Consider the following 17,310-nt stretch of genomic DNA (forward strand, 5'->3'; position numbering starts at 1 on the left):
CAGAGAGGAAGAACCTCATGAGGTTCCATCGACAGCACCACCCGATGCACGAGGCCCGGATGCGGGGGTTCGGCTTCCCGCCGGTCCCGCCCGGCCCGCATGGTCACGGCCACGAACACGGCGGCCCGTGGGGCGGACGCGGTCGCGGACGGGGCAGGGGTCGACGCCCCAACGTCCGTGGCGCGGTGTTGGCCCTGCTCACCGAGCGGCCGATGCACGGCTACGAGATGATCCAGGAGATCGACTCCCGCACCGGCGGCGCCTGGCGGCCCAGCCCGGGTTCGATCTACCCCACCCTTCAGCTCCTGGAGGACGAGGGTGTGATCGCCGCCAGCACCGAGGAGTCCAGCGGTGGGCGCAAGCGGTTCACGGTCACCGAGGCCGGGCAGGCGGAGGCCACCGCGGCCGCGCAGACCCCGGCGTGGGCGGACGTCGCCCAGGGCACCGTGAGCAGTTGGCACGACATCCGCGACTCCGGCGCGCAGGCGATGAACGCCCTGCGCCAGGTGATGATGAACGGCACCGACGACCAGCGTGAGCGGGCCGCCCAGGTGCTCGACGAGACCCGGCGCAAGCTGTACGCGATCCTCGCCGAATCCGAGTGACAGGCGACAGCGCCCGTACGAGAAGAGCGGCCGTCTCCCCGAGGGGAGGCGGCCGCTCTTCGGCAGGCAGCAGAGATCAGTGCACGGTGACGGTCGGGCCGGTGACCAGCCCGCGCAGCTCCTCAGGAAGCTCGGCGCCCATCTCGTCGGCGATGCGCAGCGCCTCCTCGATCAGCGTCTCCACGATCTGCGCCTCGGGCACCGTCTTGACGACCTGGCCCTTGACGAAGATCTGGCCCTTGCCGTTGCCGGAGGCGACCCCGAGGTCGGCCTCGCGGGCCTCGCCCGGGCCGTTCACGACGCAGCCCATCACGGCGACCCGCAGCGGCACCGGCAGCCCCTCCAGGCCGGCGGTGACCTCCTCGGCGAGCTTGTAGACGTCCACCTGGGCCCGCCCGCAGGACGGGCAGGAGACGATCTCCAGACCGCGCTCGCGCAGGCCCAGCGACTCCAGGATCTGGTTGCCGACCTTGATCTCCTCGACCGGCGGGGCGGACAGCGACACCCGGATCGTGTCGCCGATCCCCTCGGCGAGCAGGGCGCCGAACGCCACCGCCGACTTGATGGTGCCCTGGAAGGCCGGCCCGGCCTCGGTGACGCCGAGGTGCAGCGGGTAGTCGCACTGCTCGGCGAGCTGCCGGTACGCGCGGATCATCACGACCGGGTCGTTGTGCTTGACCGAGATCTTGATGTCGCGGAAGCCGTGCTCCTCGAACAGCGAGCACTCCCACAGCGCCGACTCGACGAGCGCCTCGGCGGTGGCCTTGCCGTACTTGCTCAGCAGGCGCTTGTCCAGCGAGCCCGCGTTGACGCCGATCCGGATCGGCACCCCCGCATCCCCCGCGGCACGAGCGATCTCCTTGACCTTGTCGTCGAACTGGCGGATGTTGCCCGGGTTGACCCGGACCGCCGCGCAGCCCGCGTCGATCGCGGCGAAGACGTACTTGGGCTGGAAGTGGATGTCGGCGATCACCGGGATCTGCGACTTCTTGGCGATCGCGGGCAGCGCCTCGACGTCGTCCTGGGACGGCACCGCCACCCGGACGATCTGGCAGCCGGACGCGGTCAGCTCGGCGATCTGCTGCAGGGTCGCGTTGACGTCGGAGGTGAGGGTCGTGGTCATCGACTGCACGGACACCGGCGCACCGCCGCCGACGGGCACCGAACCGACCATGATCTGGCGGCTGGCCCGGCGGGGAGCGAGCGGCGGGGGCGGCACGGCGGGCATACCGAGACTGATAGCGGTCACTTCAGGCACTCACCTTGAGAAGAGCGTGATGGGGTTGACCACGTCCGCGGCGATGGTGAGCAGCGTGAACGCGCCACCGATCAGGATCACCGCGTACGTGAAGGGCATCAGTTTGAGGTAGTCGACCCGGCCCGGGTCGGCCCGGCCGATCCGCGCGTAGACCCAGGAGCGGGCCCGTTCGAACCAGGCGATGGCGATGTGGCCGCCGTCCACCGGGAGAAGCGGCAGCAGGTTGAACACCCCGATGAAGAAGTTCAGCGACACGAAGAGCATGAAGAAGACCAGCCAGGCGTTGTTCTGCACGGCCTCCCCGCCGAGCCGGCTGGCGCCGACCACGCTGATCGGGGTGTCCACGTCCCGCTCGCCGCCGGTGAGGGCGGTCCACAGGGCGGGGACCTTCTGCGGGATGCGCTGCAACGCCTGCGCGGTGCCGACGGCCAGTTGGCCGGTGAAGTCGGCGGTGGCCCCGAACGCGCCGACCGGCCCGTACGTCACGCGGGTGGGGGTGCTGGGCACGAGGCCGACGCCGAGCGCGGCCACCGGCGCGGCGGCGCCCTTCGGGTCGTCCAGGGGCGGACGCTGGGTCTGCGCGAGCACCGTGCTGGTGCTGCCCGCCTGCCCGTCGCGGACGTACTCGATCCGCGTGGTGTCGCCCGGCTTGAGACTGCGCAGCGTGGTCAGCAGGTCGCCGTAGTTGCTGATCGGGGTGCCGTTGATCGAGGTGATCCGGTCGCCGTCGCGCAGCTGGGCCTGAGCGGCCGGGCTGGCCGCGTCAGCGGGGGTGCACTCCCGCAGCGTGTTCTCCGGCACCACACAGGGGCTGAGCTGGATGACCGCCGGCTCCTTACGGGCCTGCGCGTCAGTGGTGGGGAAGTCCGGGTTGGGCAGGCCGGCGGAGACGGCGAGGATCCAGATGGTGATCAGCGCGAGCGCGAAGTGCGTGATCGACCCGGCGGCCATCACGATGGTGCGCTTCCACACCGGGTAGCGCCACATCACCCGCGACTCGTCGCCCGGCTCGACGTCGTCGTCCTGCGGCGTCATCCCGACGATCTTGCAGAAACCGCCGAGGGGAATGCCCTTGAGGCCGTACTCGGTCTCGCCCCGTCGGAACGACCAGATGGTGGGACCGAAGCCGACGAAGTACTTGGTGACCTTCATCCCGAACATCTTGGCGGTGAGCAGGTGCCCCGCCTCGTGCAGACTCACCGAGATGAGGATGGCCAGGGCGAAGAGGACCACCCCGAGCAGGTACGACATCAAGCTCCTTCCACCGAACCCGCGATGATCTCCTGCGCGTGCGCGCGCGCCCACGACTCGGCCGCGAGCACGTCCTCGACGGTACCTGGTTCGGCGAAGTCCGGAGCGTCCTCCAACACGCGTTCGAGGGTGTCGACGATGCCGAGGAACGGCAGTCGGCCCGCCACGAACGCCGCCACGCACTCCTCGTTGGCCGCGTTGTAGATCGCCGGGCGGCAGCGCCCGGCCTCCCCGGCGGCCTTGGCCAGGGCCACGGCCGGGAACGCCTCGTCGTCGAGCGGCGCGAACTCCCAGGTGTGCGCGGCCGTCCAGTCGACGGCGGCGGCGGCCTCGGGCACCCGGTGCGGCCAGCCGATGCCCAGCGCGATCGGCAGCCGCATGTCCGGTGGGCTGGCCTGGGCGATCGTCGACCCGTCGGTGAACTCGACCATCGAGTGGATCACCGACTGCGGGTGCACCATCACGGTGATGTCGGCGTACGGCACGTCGAACAACTCGTGCGCCTCGATCACCTCAAGGGCCTTGTTGACCATGGTCGCCGAGTTGATCGTGACGACCGGCCCCATGTTCCAGGTCGGGTGCGCGAGCGCCTGCTCGGGTGTGACCTGCGTCAACTCGTCGCGCCGCCGACCCCGGAACGGGCCACCGCTGGCCGTGACGATCAGCCGCCGCACCTCGCCGCGCGACCCGGACCGCAGGCACTGGGCCAGCGCCGAGTGCTCCGAGTCGACAGGCACGATCTGCCCCGGCCGCGTCACCGCGGCCTTGACCAGCGGGCCGCCGGCCACGAGCGACTCCTTGTTGGCCAACGCGAGAGTACGACCACCGCGCAGCGCGGCCAGCGTAGGAGCGAGGCCCAGCGAGCCGACCACGCCGTTGAGCACGACGTCGCACGGCCACTGCGCCAACTCGGTCATGGCGTCCGGCCCGGCGACAATCTTGGGAAGTTTGAAGTCGCCGGTGGCCCAGCCCCGGCGGCTCGCCTCCGCGTAGAACGCGAGTTGCAGGTCCTGCGCCGCGGATGCCTTGGCCACCCCGACCGCCTCGACGCCCAGTTCGAGGGCCTGCGCGGCGAGCAACTCGACGTTGCCACCGCCGGCGCCGAGCGCCACCACCCGGAACCGGTCCGGGTTGCGCCGGACGATGTCGATGGCCTGCGTGCCGATCGAACCGGTGGACCCGAGCAGAACAAGGTCGCGGGGGGAAGTCACGAGGCCATTCTCCCCCACCGCCGCTGCACGCCCGCTGGGAGCCTCAGCCCTCCCCGCGCGCCGCTGTCGGCCATGATCAACTCCAGATCGCCGATCTCGGGGTATCCGCACCTCTCGGACACCCCCACATCGCCGAAACCGTGTCGATCAAGAGGTGCCGGACTCTTCTGGGACCGCCTCCTCGTCCAGCAGTTCGGCCGGATCGATGGAGAACTCGAAGGGCTCGCGCATCGCGAAGGTGCTGCCCGCTGCTGCGGCGGCCACCGGCCGGTACTCCCCGTTGACCAGCTCGAACAGAGCCAGTGTCGGTACCCGATTGCGCAGGTCCACCCGGAGGAAGAACGGAACTCCGGCAGCCGCGTACTCCCGGGGCCGGTCGATCACGTCCTTGCGTCGGTTGCCCGGCGAAACGATCTCCCCCAGTAGCACCGCCTCGACGATGGGAACCGTCGTGCGGCCACCCCCGGAGCTGCGCAGCACAACGATGTCTGGAATAAAGAGATCATCCCCGGAGAGGACGTTGATCTCCGGATAGACCCAGAAGCCGGCCTTTCGCGCAGCACGGTGCAGCACGTAGGGCAGTTCCCTCTCGACCGACTGGTGGTCGATTCCCGCGTGTGGTGTCACGATCACGCTTCCGCTCAGGACCTCAACCTTGGGGCCGTTGGTCTCCGGCAACAGGTCGAGGGCGAGCTGAGCGGTCCACGGCTCGTCATGCCACCGCAGCACGTCGAACGACGGCTCGGTGTGCTGCGGCGCCGGCTCCGGCGCGAACGCTGCCTCGGCCATCCGGGCTCACCCCCTCAGCGGACCATCATGCTCAGGTCAGCCTAGCCACCGCAGCCCCCGCAGCACGTCATCGCACACCGAGTCCGCCGCCGCTCGATCCGCAGCATCCCGCACGGCACGAATAGATCTTGGACAGTTTCCGTTAGGTCCGAACGGAAACTGTCCAAGATCTGCGGCTGACAGGGCGCGGTCATCGCGAGGGTTGGCTGACCACCGTGAACTCGATGAAGGCGGCCCAGGCCGAGGGGGTGAAGGTCAGCACCGGCCCGTGCCGGTCCGTGCTGTCGCGTACGCCGACCAGGTGCGACAGATTGGTGGCCACCTCCACACAGGTGGAGCCCCCGTTGTCGCTGCGGGTGGACGTGCGCCACACCGCACCGGTCAGGTCCATGACTTCGCCAGCTCCCGCACGAGATCCCGTGAGGCCCGCCGGGGCAACGCCTCGCCCCGCAGGCTCTCCCACCTGCGCTGAAGGTTATCAACGTCCTCCGGGCGATCGGTCACGTGCGCGCGCACCGCGGTGTCGAGGTGCGCGACCTCACCGCTGTCCGGTGTCCGAGCCAGGATGAACGGACCCGCCAACCCGGCATGCATGCCCGCCCCGGCCGGCACCACGTAAAGGTCCACGTGCGGCTGCTCGGTGATCTGGAGCAGGTGCTCGAACTGCGCCACCATCACGGCCGGTGCGCCGATCCCCCGCCTCAGCACCGCCTCGTCGACGACGGCCACGAACTCCGGCGGGTGCTCCCGGCTCAGCACCGACTGCCGGTCCAACCGTGAGCCCACCCGTTGCTCGACCTCCGGCTCCCGCAGCATCCTCCCGCCGCGCAGCACCGCCCGGGCGTACGCCTCGGTCTGCAGGAGGCCGGGGATCAACGACGGCTCGAACCAGCGGATCATGGTCGCCTCCCGTTCGACGGTGATCCACTCACGCAACCACGGCGGGGCGGCGTCGGCCCGGACCAGGGTGAGCAGTCGCTCGAACAGCCCACCGGCCTCCAATATCCCGTCGACCCGGGCGATGAAGTCCTGCGAGGGGGTGCGGTGACCGATCTCCACCATCCCCACCAGCGACGACGAGTAGCTGATGCGCTGCGCCAACTCCTCCTGGCTCAGCCCACGCTCCCGGCGAGCCCGTCGCAGCTCCGCCCCGAGAAACTCCAGCGTCGACACCGGGCCGCTGTCCATCACACCTCCACCACATCTCGCCCACCAGTCACCACCAGCCATCACCGCGTCTCGGCGGATCGGCACACCCGGCGCTGAGGGCGCTCGCCACCTTCCGACGGTAGTCGCGTCCACACCAGAGTGTGAACAGGCACGAGGAAGGTGGACGTGATGGGCAAGCAGGTCGGGTTGGTGCCAATGACACCGAGGCATCGGCGCAACTGGGCACGGTGGGGTCGGTACTGCACCTGTGGGCTGCGCTGGCCCTGTCCGGACCGGCAGCGTCGTGCGGCCCGGCCGCTGTGGCCCTGCCGGTGGACGCGGTGACCGCGCCACGGTGGATCGTCCACCTACCGACCACCCTGACCAGTCTCGACGACGCCACCGCCCTGGCCGTGGCACTGTGCGACTCGCTCGGTCACCTCGCCGTCGTCGACTTCGGGGAGACGACGCTCAGCGAGGAGGACGCGCAGTTCCTGCGTACCCGAGTGTTCTGTGACGCCCGGCTCGGCGGCGCAGGCCGGTGCCGGCGTCCCGACGCCCACGACGGCCCCTGCGGGCCGGCCCGAAACCGCGGGTGACCCGACGCCGACCCTGGCCGACCGTCATGATCATGCGTCTGATCGACGGATGGCCCGGGGGTGTCCTGCTCCGCGAGCATCAGCGGCGATCACGGTCAAACACGGAGGGGACCACATGAACCAGAAGCTTCAGGCGCGCGCGTTCGAGCGGGTGGCGTCGATCCTGCAACCCGGGGAACAGCCGGTCAGCGCGACCCGGGCGATGGTCGGCAGTTTCTCGGCCGGCCGACTCGGGACGGTCGTCTCGCAGGGACTGATCACCGCGGGCGCCGGGGCGGTGGGCCACGCGCTGTCACGGACCAAGAAGCAGTTCGTCGTCCTCACCGACCGGCGGCTGATCTTTCTGCCGCAGACCTTCCTCGGCGGGCCCGGCACCGGTGTGCTCGGCGAGGTGCCTCGGGAGCAGGTCGCACTCGCCGAGGCGAAGATGGGCATCGTGAGCCTGCTGCGCCTCGCCTTCGGCGCCGGCGGGGACGGCGTCACGCTGACGTTCCCCCGGGTGGACAAGAAGAACGCCGAGGCCCTCGCCGCGGCCCTGGCGCCGGTGCCGACCGCCTGACCAGGCCGCGCTGATCGACTCGGGTTCACGGAAGTCGGGGTGTCCGCGGGCCGCGGACACCCCGATTTCGGTGAAAGCGTGTTGATCAGGCGATGGGTGGAACGGTCGGGGACCGGCGCAGCGGCCCCCGACCGGGACTAGCCCCCGTTGATGACGAACTGTGAGCCCGGCTCGACGACGATGTTGCCGTCGGCCGAGTTGGTGATGGTCACGTTGGTCAGGTTGGCGTTGCCGCGCGCCCCGCCCATCGCGAGGATGCCGGCGCCGTTGTTGGATTTGTCGATCCGTACGTTGGTGATGGCGACGTTCGGCATGTTGCCGCCGCCGTTCTTGAACTGGATGCCGTCGTACGTCGAGTCGATGACGTCGGTGTCGCGGATGGTGACCCCGACGATGTCCCGGGTTGCCGGGAAGAGCGTGATGGCGCCGAACTCCTGGTCCTCGTTCCAGAACGCGCCGCCGGTGCGGTAGAGCCCGTTGTTGGCGATCAGCGTCGTTCCGGAGAAGGGCAGCGGGTCGTGGTCGGTCGCCAGCATGATGCCCGGGTAGTTCGCGGTGTCGTAGATCAGGTTGTTCTCGATCGAGTTGTCGTAGCCGCCGTAGATGGCGATGCCGTTGGCCCGCCAGGGCAGCTGGACGGTGTTGTTGACGAAGTGGTTGTCGTGGGCGATGTCGACGCTGCGGTCCTTGACGTACGGGTTGGCCCAGACGGCGAGCGCGTCGTCGCCGGTGGTGCGGAAGGACGAGTTGAACACCCGCGAGTTGCGCGTGCCGTTGCTGAAGTTGATGCCGTCGGCGTACGTGTCGCGGATCCGCATGCCGGTGAACTCCAGCCCGTCGGCCGGGCCCCACAGCTCAGGGATGTTGTCGTAGTCGCGGCCCACCCAGACACCCACGTTGGCGTGCTCGATCCAGACGTTGCTGATTTTGGTGCCGGTGCCGAAGCGACCGTTCAGACCGACGCCGCCCTCGGCGTTGCCGTCACCGCCACGGATCCGGCCCGAGCCGAAGATGGCGATGTCGGAGATCTGGGTGTTCTTGTCGATGTCGAAGCCGAAGTTGCCCTCGTGCGGGTGGTTGATGCCGCCCACCACGTTCTGCGGTTCGGTCAGCGTGTAGAGCTGCGAGTGCCACATGCCGGCGCCCCGGATCGTGACGTTGCTGATGCCGACCTGGTTGTACATGCCCCGGTTCTGCGGGTCGTCGGTCAGGATCTTCTGCTCCTGCCGCCACTGCCCGGCGGGGATCCAGACGCAGCCGATGACACCGTTCTGGTCGTCGGTCACGGCCCGCTGGATGGCGGCGGTGTCGTCGAGCCCGTCGTTCGGAACCGCGCCGTACGCGGTGATCGAGGTGCAGCCGGCGGGCTGGCTGGCCGGCGGGGCGACCTGCTCCAGGTCGATCATGTCGATGACGTAGAAGGAGGCGGTGTCACCCGAGTCGCGTTGCAACTTGAACCGAGTGCCGGCCGGGTACGACTGCGCCAGCAGGGCGTTCGACTCGTCGAAGAGCCGTCGGGCGTCGGCCTGCGGGGTGTTGGTCAGCGCCTCCGGCCCGTCGGTGTTGCCGTAGAGCCAGCTGTGCTTCGACGACAACGTCAGCTTCCGGGAGAACACGTCGTTGACGTAGAGGCTGATGGTCGCCTCGATGCCCCCTCCACCGGGCGCGTCCGGGATCGAGTTGCGCACCACGATGGAGTTGGCCTGGTTGGCCGAGGTGAACTCGACGAACTGGCCGGTGCTGGTGAGCCGTACCGACTTGCGGCCGGAGGACTCGCTGGCGAAGTTGGTGTGCCCGAAGGTGCGCAGCGGGTCGGTCTCCAGCAGCGTGCCCTGGTAACGGCCGGCCTCGGCCTCGTAGGAGACGTACGGAACGGCGGCCCCGCGACCGACCACTATCGACTGGCTGAACGCGTTGTTGCTCTCGTTGGTCTCGGTCACCACGTTTGTCGCATCAGCGGTGGCGGTGATGGTGGCACCGCCGCTGGTGGCGGTCCAGCTGCCGGTGACGGCCACGGTGACCGTCGCGCCAGCCGCGATCGAGGCGGTGCTGGTGTTGAGCGTGGTGCTCCCCACCACCAGCCGGGTGACGGTGGTCGCGCCGGTCGCGGTGGTGCCCCGGTTGCGGACCGCCACGGTGAAGGTGACGGACGCCCCGACGGCCGGGTTCGGCGGGTTCGAGGCGATGCTGAGCACCTGGAGGTCGGGCCCCGGTGCCTGCGCGATCACCAGCGGCGACGCCGCCGTGAGGCTGTTGTTGCCGTTGTTCTGCTCGACGATCGTGTTCGTCGGGTCGACCACCGCCGAGACGGCGTAGCTGCCCATCGGCCGCGTACCGGCGTTGAACGACACGGTGGTCGAGCCGCCCGCGGCGAGCGCGCCCACCGTGGCGCTGCCGACGACCGCGCCGGCCAGGCTGAAGTTGACAGTGGTCGCGCCGGCGGACGCTGAACCGATGTTCTGCACGACGGCCGAGAGGGTGACCGCGCTGGCCTCGGTGGGCGACGTGGGTGACCAGGTCACCGAGCTGACGACCAGGTCCGGGTTGGGCGCCGGGGTGCCGCACACCTCCAGCTCGGCCACCTGGCCGGACGGGGCGCCGGTGTTGCCGGTGAACCGCAACTGCACGTCCGCCGTGGTCGCGGTGACCGGGATGGTCACCACGTTGGCGCCCTGGACGAACTGGTAGGCCGCCGCCGACACCAAACTGGTGTACGCCGACGACGCCTGGTCGCGGCCGAGGACCTGGATGGTCTGGGTACGGGTGCCCCAGGCCGGGTCGGGGTTGAGCTTCACAGTGACGCCGGAGATCGAGTGGTTCGCGCCCAGCGCCACGGTCAGGTTCTGCGGGTAGCTCGCCGCGCCCTCCCAGTAGGTGCTGAGCTGCCCGTCGTTCGCCTTGTCCGGGGTGAAGCTGAAGGTGGAGCCGCTCGCGGTCATGCTCTTGCCCTGCGCCACGTTGGTGCAGGCGGGCGGGTTGCTGCCGGTCCGGGTCACGGTGTTGCTGTTGCCGGAGAGGTTGCCGGCGCCGTCGCGGGCACGGACGTAGTACGACACGGTCGCCGTCGCGGGCTGGGTGTCCTGATAGGTGAGGACGGTGCTCAGCGTCGCGATCAGGTTGCCGCCCCGGTAGACGTTGTAGCCGGCCAGGCCGCTGCCACCGGAATCGGTCGACGCGCCCCAGGTGAGCGTGATCGTGCTGCCCGACGTGCTCTGCGACAGCGTCCCCGGGACGCTCGGCGCGGTGGTGTCACCACTGCCGGTACGGGTGACCGTGTTGCTGTTGCCGGAGAGGTTGCCGGCGGCGTCGCGCGCCCGGACGTAGTACGACACCGTCGCCGTGGCCGGCTGGGTGTCGGTGAAGGTGGTCACGTTGCCGACGGACTGGAGGAACGCGCCGTTGCGGTAGATGTCGTAGCCGGCGATGCCGCTGCCGCCCGCGTTGTCGGTGGACGCGACCCAGTTGAGGGTGATGGTGGTGCCCGACTGGGTGTACGAGAGGTTGCCCGGGACGCTCGGTGCGGTGGTGTCCGGGGTGGTCGTGCCGCTGCCGTACACCTCCAGCTCGGAGAGCTGCCCAGCCGGCCAGCCGCTGTTGGCGGTGACGGTGATCCGCACGTAGCGGGTGGAGGCCGAGCTGAAGTTGATCGTGACGGTGCTGCCGCTCGCCGGGTTGAAGGTGTACGTCTGCGACCCGACCAGGTCGGTGAACGACGAACCGGTGGCGCTGCCCTGCACGCTCAACGTCTGCGTACGGGTCGCCCAACCGGAGGTCGGCAGCTTCAACACGACCTGGTTGACCGACTGCGACGAGCCGAGATCGACCTGCACCCACTGGGGAAACGAGTTGTTGAGGCTCTCCCAGTAGCTGCCCGCGTTGCCGTCGACGACCTTCGACGAGTCGTAGACGTCGGCGTGGCCGCTCTCCTGGGTGGGACGACCCTGGGCGAGGTTGGTGGCGGCCGGGGCGAAGGCGCTGCTGGCCGGGGCGGCGGGGCGGGCGGCGCCGGCCGGGCTCGCGATCGCGGTCGCCCCCGCCGTGGCCATCAGCGTGGCCGCGGCCATGGCCGCCACCATCCTGAACAGATTCGTTCGTCTCATCACTGTCCTTGTCGTGGGGGACGGTTGCCGCGGCGGCGTGACCACGGGGGGTGGGGGTGCGGCGGTGCAGCGCCGGCCCGCAAGAGCGGGCCGGCGTCGAGAGAGACGGGGGTGGTACGGACGGCGCGGGGCACGACCAGCAACGGACCCCAGGGAGACCCGTTGAATCTTCCGGATACGTGCTCGGAATCGTGCACGTCTTTGTCGAAATCTTGCGTTACTTTGGCCAAAGGTTACTGACGTGCTACGGGAGCGTCAACACTTCGACCGCTGTGACTATTGATGGGCTTGCCTGCCCGGTCAGGTATCTGGTGCCGCCAGGACGAAGGTCTCCAACAGCTCTCCGCCGTACCAGTCGGTGCGCTGCCCCACGTGCGCCATGCCGAGTCGCCGGCAGACCGCCATCGACGGCTCGTTGCCCGGCGACACCACCGCGTAGATCTCCGGGGTGCCGGCGGCGAACTCCCGCGCCACGACGGCACGCGCCGCCTCGGTGGCGTAGCCGTGACCCCAGGAATCCGGGTGCAGGTGCCAACCCACCTCGATGTCTGACGTACGGCGCGTCTCGTCCCGCCCCGGGAGCGGCTTGAGCAGCACCGTGCCCGCCACCAGCCCGCTGTCGCGCACCTCGATCGCCCACGTGCCGTACCGGCCGCGGTCGGCCGCGTGCCGGTCCCGCCAGAGTCGCAACCGCTCGGCGGCCTGCGCCGGATCGGTCAGCGGCAGCCCGGGTGCCATGCCCAGCCAGCGGGTGATCTCGCTGCGGGAGTAGATGTCGTAGATGCGGGCCAGATCGGCCGGATCGTCGGTCCAATCGCGCAGGATGAGACGTTCGGTGGTGAGAACAGTCATGACCGGCGATCTTAAGGAGTGACCGCACCGAGGACAGGGAAGGAAAACCCGGTGGGCAACGGATGGCAGCGCGCGAAGCGGATCACCAGTGCCGCGTTCCGTCCGGTGCGCGGGCGGGACCTGTCGCTGCACGCCGCCGCGATCACCTTCTACGGGGCGATCGCCGTGGTCCCGGTGGCGCTGCTGGCCCTCTGGCTCACCTCGCTGATCGCGGGAGCCGATCGGGTACGCCGGCTCACGTCGTACGCCGTGGAGGCCCTGCCGACGGCGATCGGCGCGCCCCGGGCGGTGGCCGCGCTGGTCGACGCCGGGGTGGAGTTGACCCCGGTGCTGGCCCTTGCGTCGCTGCTGCCCGCGTCGCTGTACGGCGAGGGGCTGCGCCGGGCGTTCGTGTCGGTGGCGGCTCCGCGCAGCGACGAGCACCTGGTCGGTTGGCGAGGTCGGCTGCTGCTGCTGCCGTTGCTCGCACCGGCGCCCGCGCTGCTGCTGTCGATCCTGCTGGCGCTCCCGCTCACCACCCACCTGGTCACCCAGGGCGGCTGGGTCGGCGCTCTGGGCGTGGTGCTGTCGTTCCTGGCGGTGTGGCTGGTGCTCACACCGGTGCTGGTGTGGGTGTTCCGGGTGGTGGGGCCAGCATCGCCGGACTGGCTCTCCACCCTCGTTGTCGGGTCGTTCACCGCGGCGAACCTCTCCGGGTTCCTGCACGGCTTCGTGCTCTTCGCGTCCCTGCCGCTGGATCTGGGAGCGCCGTTCGGCGGCTTCGACGAGATCGGCGCCGGCGTGGCCGTGCTCCTGTGGCTGTACCTGTTCCACGTGATCGTCCTGGCCGGCTATTCCGCCACGCTGGCCCTCTCCCGCTGGCGCGCCCAACGCACCCCTTCGCAACGCGGGGTGGGCTGACCCGGCGGGGTGGTGGGGCTAGGCTGCGGCGGCATGAGCAGTGAACTTCCCGGCCGGACCGACGTCGTGATCGTCGGTGCCGGGCACAACGGTCTGGTCTCCGCCATCCTGCTGGCCCGCGCCGGCCTGGACGTCCTGGTGCTGGAGGCGGCCGACGTGATCGGCGGCGCCACCCGCACCGAGAACCCGTTCCCGAAGGTGCCGGGGCTGCGCCACTCCACCGGGTCGTACCTGCTCGGGCTCATGCCGCCGGAGCTGCTCGCCACCCTCGACGTGCGGATCCCGGTGCTGCGCCGCGACCCGCACTACTTCCTGCCCACGCCCGGCGGCCTCGGCTCGCCGTACCTGCTCTTCGGCAGCGACACCGCCGCCACCCGGGCACAGCTCGCCGAGTTCTTCTCCCCCGCCGACGTGGCCGCCGACGACGCCATGCAGGCCGAGCTGGCCGCGCTGCGCGAGGACCTCGCCCCGGCCTGGCTGGCCGAGCCGCTGACCGCCGAGGAGACCGCCGAGCGGCACGTCCGCCCGGCGCTGCGGCAGGTCTTCGTCGACCTCGTCCGGGGCTCGGTCGCGGACTACCTGGCCCGGTTCGAGTTCCGCTCCGAACTGCTGGTCAGCATGTACGCGGTCACCGACGGGCTCTCCGGCCTCAACGCCGGCCCGGACGACCCCGGCACCGGCCACAACTTCCTCGTGCACAACATGTGCCGGCTGCCCGGCTCGGGCGGCACCTGGATGATCGCCGAGGGCGGGATGGGCACCGTCTCCCGCACGTTCGCCGACGCCGCGCGCGCCGCCGGAGCCACCATCGCGACCGGTACGCCGGTGCGCGCGGTGACCCTCGACGGCGGCGCGGCCAGCGGAGTCGTGCTGGCCGACGGTCGAGAGGTCGCAGCGAGGGTGGTGCTCGGCGCGTGTGACCCGTACCGGCTGATGGACCTGGTGCCCGACGGCGCGCTCCCGGCGCGACTCGGCGAACGGATGGCGGCGGTCCGCCGCCCCGGCACCACCCTCAAGCTCAACCTGGCGCTCCGCGGCCTGCCGCGGTTCTCCTGCCTGCCGGCGGGTACGCCGAGCCCGTTCGGCTCGACCATCCACCTGCTGCCCGGGTCCGCGTCGCTGGTCGGCGGCGACGCCACCTCGCCGATGACCGCGCTGCGGGACATGTGGGCGGACGTGCAGGCCGGGCGGCTGCCGGCGGAGCCGACCATCGAGTGGTACCTGCACACCACAGTCGACCCGTCGCTCTCCGACGCCGCCGGCCACCACTCGTCGGCGCTGTTCGTCCAGTCGGTCCCCTACGAGCTGGCCGGCACCAGCTGGGACGCGGAACTGCCCGGCTACGTCGACCGGCTCGTCGAAATCGTCGAGCGGTACGCGCCGGGCACCGCCGACCTGATCGCCGACGCGGTGCCGCTGCCCCCGCCGGGCATCGAGAAGCACTTCGGCATCACCGGCGGTCACATCCACCACGTCGACAACACCGTCTCGTTCACCGACCGCATGCCGTACGCCACCGGCATCGACGGCGTGTACGCGGGCAGCGCCGGCTGCCACCCGGCGGGCAGCGTCATCGGCGCCGCCGGCCACAACGCCGCCCGACGCATCCTCGCCGACCTAGGCCGCTGACCGGTCCCCGCTCGGCCCGGCGGACGGCCGCAGATCACCCGGGCCGCCGATCAGGTAGTAGCCGACCAGCAGGAGGTACGCGCAGAGGCTCAGGATGGGGTCGATGAAGACGACGGCGAAGGCGACGAGGTAGAGCAGGGGCTTGAGCAGCACCCGACGTGCGATCGCCCGGGCCAGCCGGGGATCCAGGTCGGGGTTCAGCAGCCCGCGCCGGCGGGCCCACCACCAGCTCAGGTTGACGAAGATCGCCTCACCGAGCACGGTGCCGAGGTACAGGGCGGCGGTCAGTCGCTGCTCGGTCGCCCCACCCCGCAGGTTGTCCGACAGCAGGTCGGCGGTGAACGGGAGGGTGGCGATGAAGAGCAGGACGCCGAGGTTGAAGACCAGCAGCATCTGATCGACCCGGACCACGTACCGCCACAGGTTGTGGTGGGCGAGCCAGACCTGCCCGGCGAGCGCGAAGGTGATCACATACGCCAGGTAGGACGGCCAGGCGTGGGCCAGGGCGTCCGGAACCTCTCGTCCACTGTCCCTGGCGGGGCCGGTCTGGAGCAGCTCGACGGCCATCACCGTCAGGACGACCGCGAAGACGCCGTCGCTGAACGTCTCCACCCGGGCGGCGTCCCGGGCCTTCTCCCGGCCGCGTTCGTACCGGTACTCCTCCTCCTGCGCGTCCGCCCCCGCCACGCCTGCCCCGCTCCCGGTGGTGCGTCGCTCGCGCACCCCTCCCCGCGATCTTGCGCTTCCGGTCGCCGTTCCGGGGCGATTGCCGAACTTTGCTGCCGCGGGAAGTGCAAGATCGCGGGGAGGGGGGTCAGCTCAGGGCTTCGCCCGCCGGGGCCGGGGTCTCCGCGTCGACGCGGTGGGCGCGGACCTTGTGGCCGACGCTGGTCAGGCAGCGGCCGCTGGGCAGATCGAAGCGCCAACCGTGCAGCTGGCAGGTCAGCTGGTCACCCTCGACGATGCCGAACCGGGTCAGGTCCGCCTTCAGGTGCGGGCAGCGCCGCTGCACCACCCAGTCGCCAAGCGTGATGTCCTCGGCGTCGGTGCTGCGCTCGTGCTCGTCGTACCAACCCTCGGCGTACTGGAGGCGCTCCTCGGAGAGGCACTTGAAGAACGCGTAGACGAACTCGTTGTACTGGCCGATCCGGGCCGCCGAGAACCGGCAGGACAGGAAGAGCGAGTTGACCCAGTCCACCTCGTCGATGAAGAGCAGGTGCTCGATCAGCGACCGCTCGGTCCGGAAGCGGTAGCGGACCTTCTCATCCGCGTACGGCCGGACCTCCTTGCCCGGGAAGTCCACCACGATGGATTCAATGGTCTCCCCGCCCGAGTCGTCGGTGCCCACCAGGTCGAAGCGGACCGGGCCGCCGACCCCCTTGGCCAGGTAGATCGATTCGTCGAGCAGCGGCTCGATGCGGCGCTTCATCTCGCCGAGCACGTCCACCTCGGGGTGCCGCCAGGACGCCTTCTCCGCCTCGATGATCGGGCGCTTGCGCTCGCGCATCTCCTCCAGGTGGGCGACCTTGTTCGCGAAGAACTCCTCCACCGGCACCGGGTGGGTGGTGCTCGCGCCCTCGGTGGTGACCTCGGCGACGCTGCCCGGCAGCAGCACGATGCCGTTGGTGCCGCCGACCTTCGCGTACTCGCTCAGGAAGACCGACTGGTCCGGGAAGATGTTGCCCTCGTCGCCGTGGATGTCGTTGAACTGCCACAGCGCGTCGTCGAGGAAGCACGGCGGGCCGGCGATCGGGAAGACGTGGTCGGCCTTCAGGTCGTCGATGTAGCGCCACGTCCGGTCGAACTGCCGGTCGCGCTTCTGCTTGCCGAACGCGGTCTTCGCCGCCTGCGGCAGCTCGTAGACCATCGGGTACCAGATCGCCCCGGAGAACTGGAGCAGGTGCGCGTGCACGTGCCCCAGCTCGGCGAAGACGCTCAGGTCGGTGGGGCGGGCGTCGTTCTGGTTGAGCAGCCGCACACCGTCGTACTCGACCCAGAGCGAGGAGTCACCGATCGGGCCGTCGGTGGGGCTGGTCAGCGCCTGGATCATGATCTTCAGGCCGCCGTCCAGCTCCACGACCTGCTCGTTGGGCGCCTTGAGGAACTTCGTGAAGCCCAGCGCCCGGAACTCGTCCTCCATCTCCGAGGTGGGGAACTCGGGGAGCAGGACGGTGGCGTCCTTCGAGACGAAGTCCCGCAGGTGCTTCGCGTCGAAGTGGTCCCGGTGCAGGTGGGAGACGTACAGGTAGTCGACCTGGCCCAGCGTCTCCCAGTCGAGCAGGGAATTGTCCGGGAAGGGAAACCACGAGGCGAAGTAGGCCGGGTTGACCCACGGGTCGCACAGGATGCTGCCCGCGGCCGTGTCGATCCGCATGCTGGCGTGCCCGGTTCCGGTCACTCGCACCGCA

Annotated in this window: 15 protein-coding genes; 5 read left to right on the forward strand and 10 right to left on the reverse strand. The window is 70.2% G+C overall.

The features are described from left to right. The first annotated feature begins 17 nt into the window (after positions 1 to 17). A complete protein-coding gene (locus ACFYPR_RS25065) occupies positions 18 to 605 on the forward strand; it encodes a PadR family transcriptional regulator (RefSeq protein ID WP_139586621.1) in 588 nt (195 codons plus the stop codon). Positions 606 to 681: 76 nt separating this feature from the next. Here the strand turns inward: ACFYPR_RS25065 and ispG are convergent, their stop codons facing one another. The 6 genes from ispG to ACFYPR_RS25095 all read right to left on the reverse strand — a co-directional run bounded on the left by ispG (position 682) and on the right by ACFYPR_RS25095 (position 6,302). Then, positions 682 to 1,854: a flavodoxin-dependent (E)-4-hydroxy-3-methylbut-2-enyl-diphosphate synthase gene (gene ispG / locus ACFYPR_RS25070; protein ID WP_130408231.1), complete on the reverse strand. Its 1,173-nt coding sequence runs from the start codon at positions 1,852 to 1,854 to the stop codon at positions 682 to 684. Between the two features lie 9 nt (positions 1,855 to 1,863). Further along, positions 1,864 to 3,114: a site-2 protease family protein gene (locus tag ACFYPR_RS25075; protein ID WP_354856336.1), complete on the reverse strand. Its 1,251-nt coding sequence runs from the start codon at positions 3,112 to 3,114 to the stop codon at positions 1,864 to 1,866. Further along, entirely contained in the window at positions 3,114 to 4,325 is a 1,212-nt protein-coding gene (gene dxr, locus ACFYPR_RS25080) for a 1-deoxy-D-xylulose-5-phosphate reductoisomerase (RefSeq protein WP_354856338.1), read from the reverse strand. The genes ACFYPR_RS25075 and dxr overlap by 1 nt, the downstream gene beginning before the upstream one ends. Before the next feature lie 147 nt (positions 4,326 to 4,472). Next, positions 4,473 to 5,114: a Uma2 family endonuclease gene (locus ACFYPR_RS25085; RefSeq protein ID WP_387262745.1), complete on the reverse strand. Its 642-nt coding sequence runs from the start codon at positions 5,112 to 5,114 to the stop codon at positions 4,473 to 4,475. A gap of 190 nt (positions 5,115 to 5,304) precedes the next feature. Beyond that, complete coding sequence (locus tag ACFYPR_RS25090; protein WP_354856341.1) at positions 5,305 to 5,505, reverse strand: DUF397 domain-containing protein; 201 nt, start codon at positions 5,503 to 5,505, stop codon at positions 5,305 to 5,307. After that, positions 5,496 to 6,302 (reverse strand): helix-turn-helix transcriptional regulator, encoded by an 807-nt coding sequence (locus tag ACFYPR_RS25095; RefSeq protein WP_355133409.1) that lies wholly within the window; start codon positions 6,300 to 6,302, stop codon positions 5,496 to 5,498. The genes ACFYPR_RS25090 and ACFYPR_RS25095 overlap by 10 nt, the downstream gene beginning before the upstream one ends. A 209-nt stretch (positions 6,303 to 6,511) precedes the next feature. Between ACFYPR_RS25095 and ACFYPR_RS25100 the strand changes: the two genes are divergently transcribed. Together ACFYPR_RS25100 and ACFYPR_RS25105 are read left to right on the forward strand one after the other, a co-directional pair. Then, complete coding sequence (locus ACFYPR_RS25100; RefSeq protein ID WP_387262747.1) at positions 6,512 to 6,862, forward strand: hypothetical protein; 351 nt, start codon at positions 6,512 to 6,514, stop codon at positions 6,860 to 6,862. A gap of 115 nt (positions 6,863 to 6,977) precedes the next feature. Next, a complete protein-coding gene (locus tag ACFYPR_RS25105; RefSeq protein ID WP_354856345.1) occupies positions 6,978 to 7,421 on the forward strand; it encodes a hypothetical protein in 444 nt (147 codons plus the stop codon). A 137-nt stretch (positions 7,422 to 7,558) separates the two neighbouring features. Here ACFYPR_RS25105 and ACFYPR_RS25110 read toward each other — a convergent pair whose 3' ends face one another. Together ACFYPR_RS25110 and ACFYPR_RS25115 are read right to left on the reverse strand one after the other, a co-directional pair. After that, on the reverse strand, positions 7,559 to 11,521 hold the full coding sequence (locus ACFYPR_RS25110) for a CARDB domain-containing protein (protein ID WP_387262750.1): 3,963 nt from the start codon (positions 11,519 to 11,521) through the stop codon (positions 7,559 to 7,561). Between the two features lie 300 nt (positions 11,522 to 11,821). Continuing rightward, on the reverse strand, positions 11,822 to 12,373 hold the full coding sequence (locus tag ACFYPR_RS25115) for a GNAT family N-acetyltransferase (RefSeq protein WP_354856347.1): 552 nt from the start codon (positions 12,371 to 12,373) through the stop codon (positions 11,822 to 11,824). A 51-nt stretch (positions 12,374 to 12,424) separates the two neighbouring features. On the opposite strand from ACFYPR_RS25115, the gene ACFYPR_RS25120 reads away from it, so the two are divergent. Together ACFYPR_RS25120 and ACFYPR_RS25125 are read left to right on the forward strand one after the other, a co-directional pair. Next, a complete protein-coding gene (locus ACFYPR_RS25120; protein WP_354856349.1) occupies positions 12,425 to 13,273 on the forward strand; it encodes a YhjD/YihY/BrkB family envelope integrity protein in 849 nt (282 codons plus the stop codon). Between the two features lie 33 nt (positions 13,274 to 13,306). Continuing rightward, positions 13,307 to 14,902, forward strand: a complete 1,596-nt coding sequence (locus tag ACFYPR_RS25125) for a phytoene desaturase family protein (RefSeq protein ID WP_387262752.1) — start codon at positions 13,307 to 13,309, stop codon at positions 14,900 to 14,902. Here ACFYPR_RS25125 and ACFYPR_RS25130 read toward each other — a convergent pair. Continuing rightward, positions 14,891 to 15,589, reverse strand: a complete 699-nt coding sequence (locus ACFYPR_RS25130; RefSeq protein WP_387262754.1) for a TMEM175 family protein — start codon at positions 15,587 to 15,589, stop codon at positions 14,891 to 14,893. The genes ACFYPR_RS25125 and ACFYPR_RS25130 overlap by 12 nt on opposite strands. Positions 15,590 to 15,716: 127 nt before the next feature. Then, positions 15,717 to 17,306, reverse strand: coding sequence for a Rieske 2Fe-2S domain-containing protein (locus ACFYPR_RS25135; protein ID WP_355067880.1), 1,590 nt, complete (start codon positions 17,304 to 17,306; stop codon positions 15,717 to 15,719). Positions 17,307 to 17,310 lie beyond the last annotated feature (4 nt).

It is taken from the genome of Micromonospora sp. NPDC005254 (assembly GCF_042872525.1).
Lineage (GTDB): Bacteria > Actinomycetota > Actinomycetes > Mycobacteriales > Micromonosporaceae > Micromonospora.

Bases quoted from the DNA above. Each gene is read 5' to 3' on its own strand.
- ACFYPR_RS25065 (WP_139586621.1), top strand. From the start codon at position 18: ATGAGGTTCCATCGACAGCACCACCCGATGCACGAGGCCCGGATGCGG.
- ACFYPR_RS25075 (WP_354856336.1), bottom strand. From the start codon at position 3,114: ATGTCGTACCTGCTCGGGGTGGTCCTCTTCGCCCTGGCCATCCTCATC.
- ACFYPR_RS25085 (WP_387262745.1), bottom strand. From the start codon at position 5,114: ATGGCCGAGGCAGCGTTCGCGCCGGAGCCGGCGCCGCAGCACACCGAG.
- ACFYPR_RS25090 (WP_354856341.1), bottom strand. From the start codon at position 5,505: ATGGACCTGACCGGTGCGGTGTGGCGCACGTCCACCCGCAGCGACAAC.
- ACFYPR_RS25095 (WP_355133409.1), bottom strand. From the start codon at position 6,302: ATGGACAGCGGCCCGGTGTCGACGCTGGAGTTTCTCGGGGCGGAGCTG.
- ACFYPR_RS25105 (WP_354856345.1), top strand. From the start codon at position 6,978: ATGAACCAGAAGCTTCAGGCGCGCGCGTTCGAGCGGGTGGCGTCGATC.
- ACFYPR_RS25110 (WP_387262750.1), bottom strand. From the start codon at position 11,521: ATGAGACGAACGAATCTGTTCAGGATGGTGGCGGCCATGGCCGCGGCC.
- ACFYPR_RS25115 (WP_354856347.1), bottom strand. From the start codon at position 12,373: ATGACTGTTCTCACCACCGAACGTCTCATCCTGCGCGATTGGACCGAC.
- ACFYPR_RS25125 (WP_387262752.1), top strand. From the start codon at position 13,307: ATGAGCAGTGAACTTCCCGGCCGGACCGACGTCGTGATCGTCGGTGCC.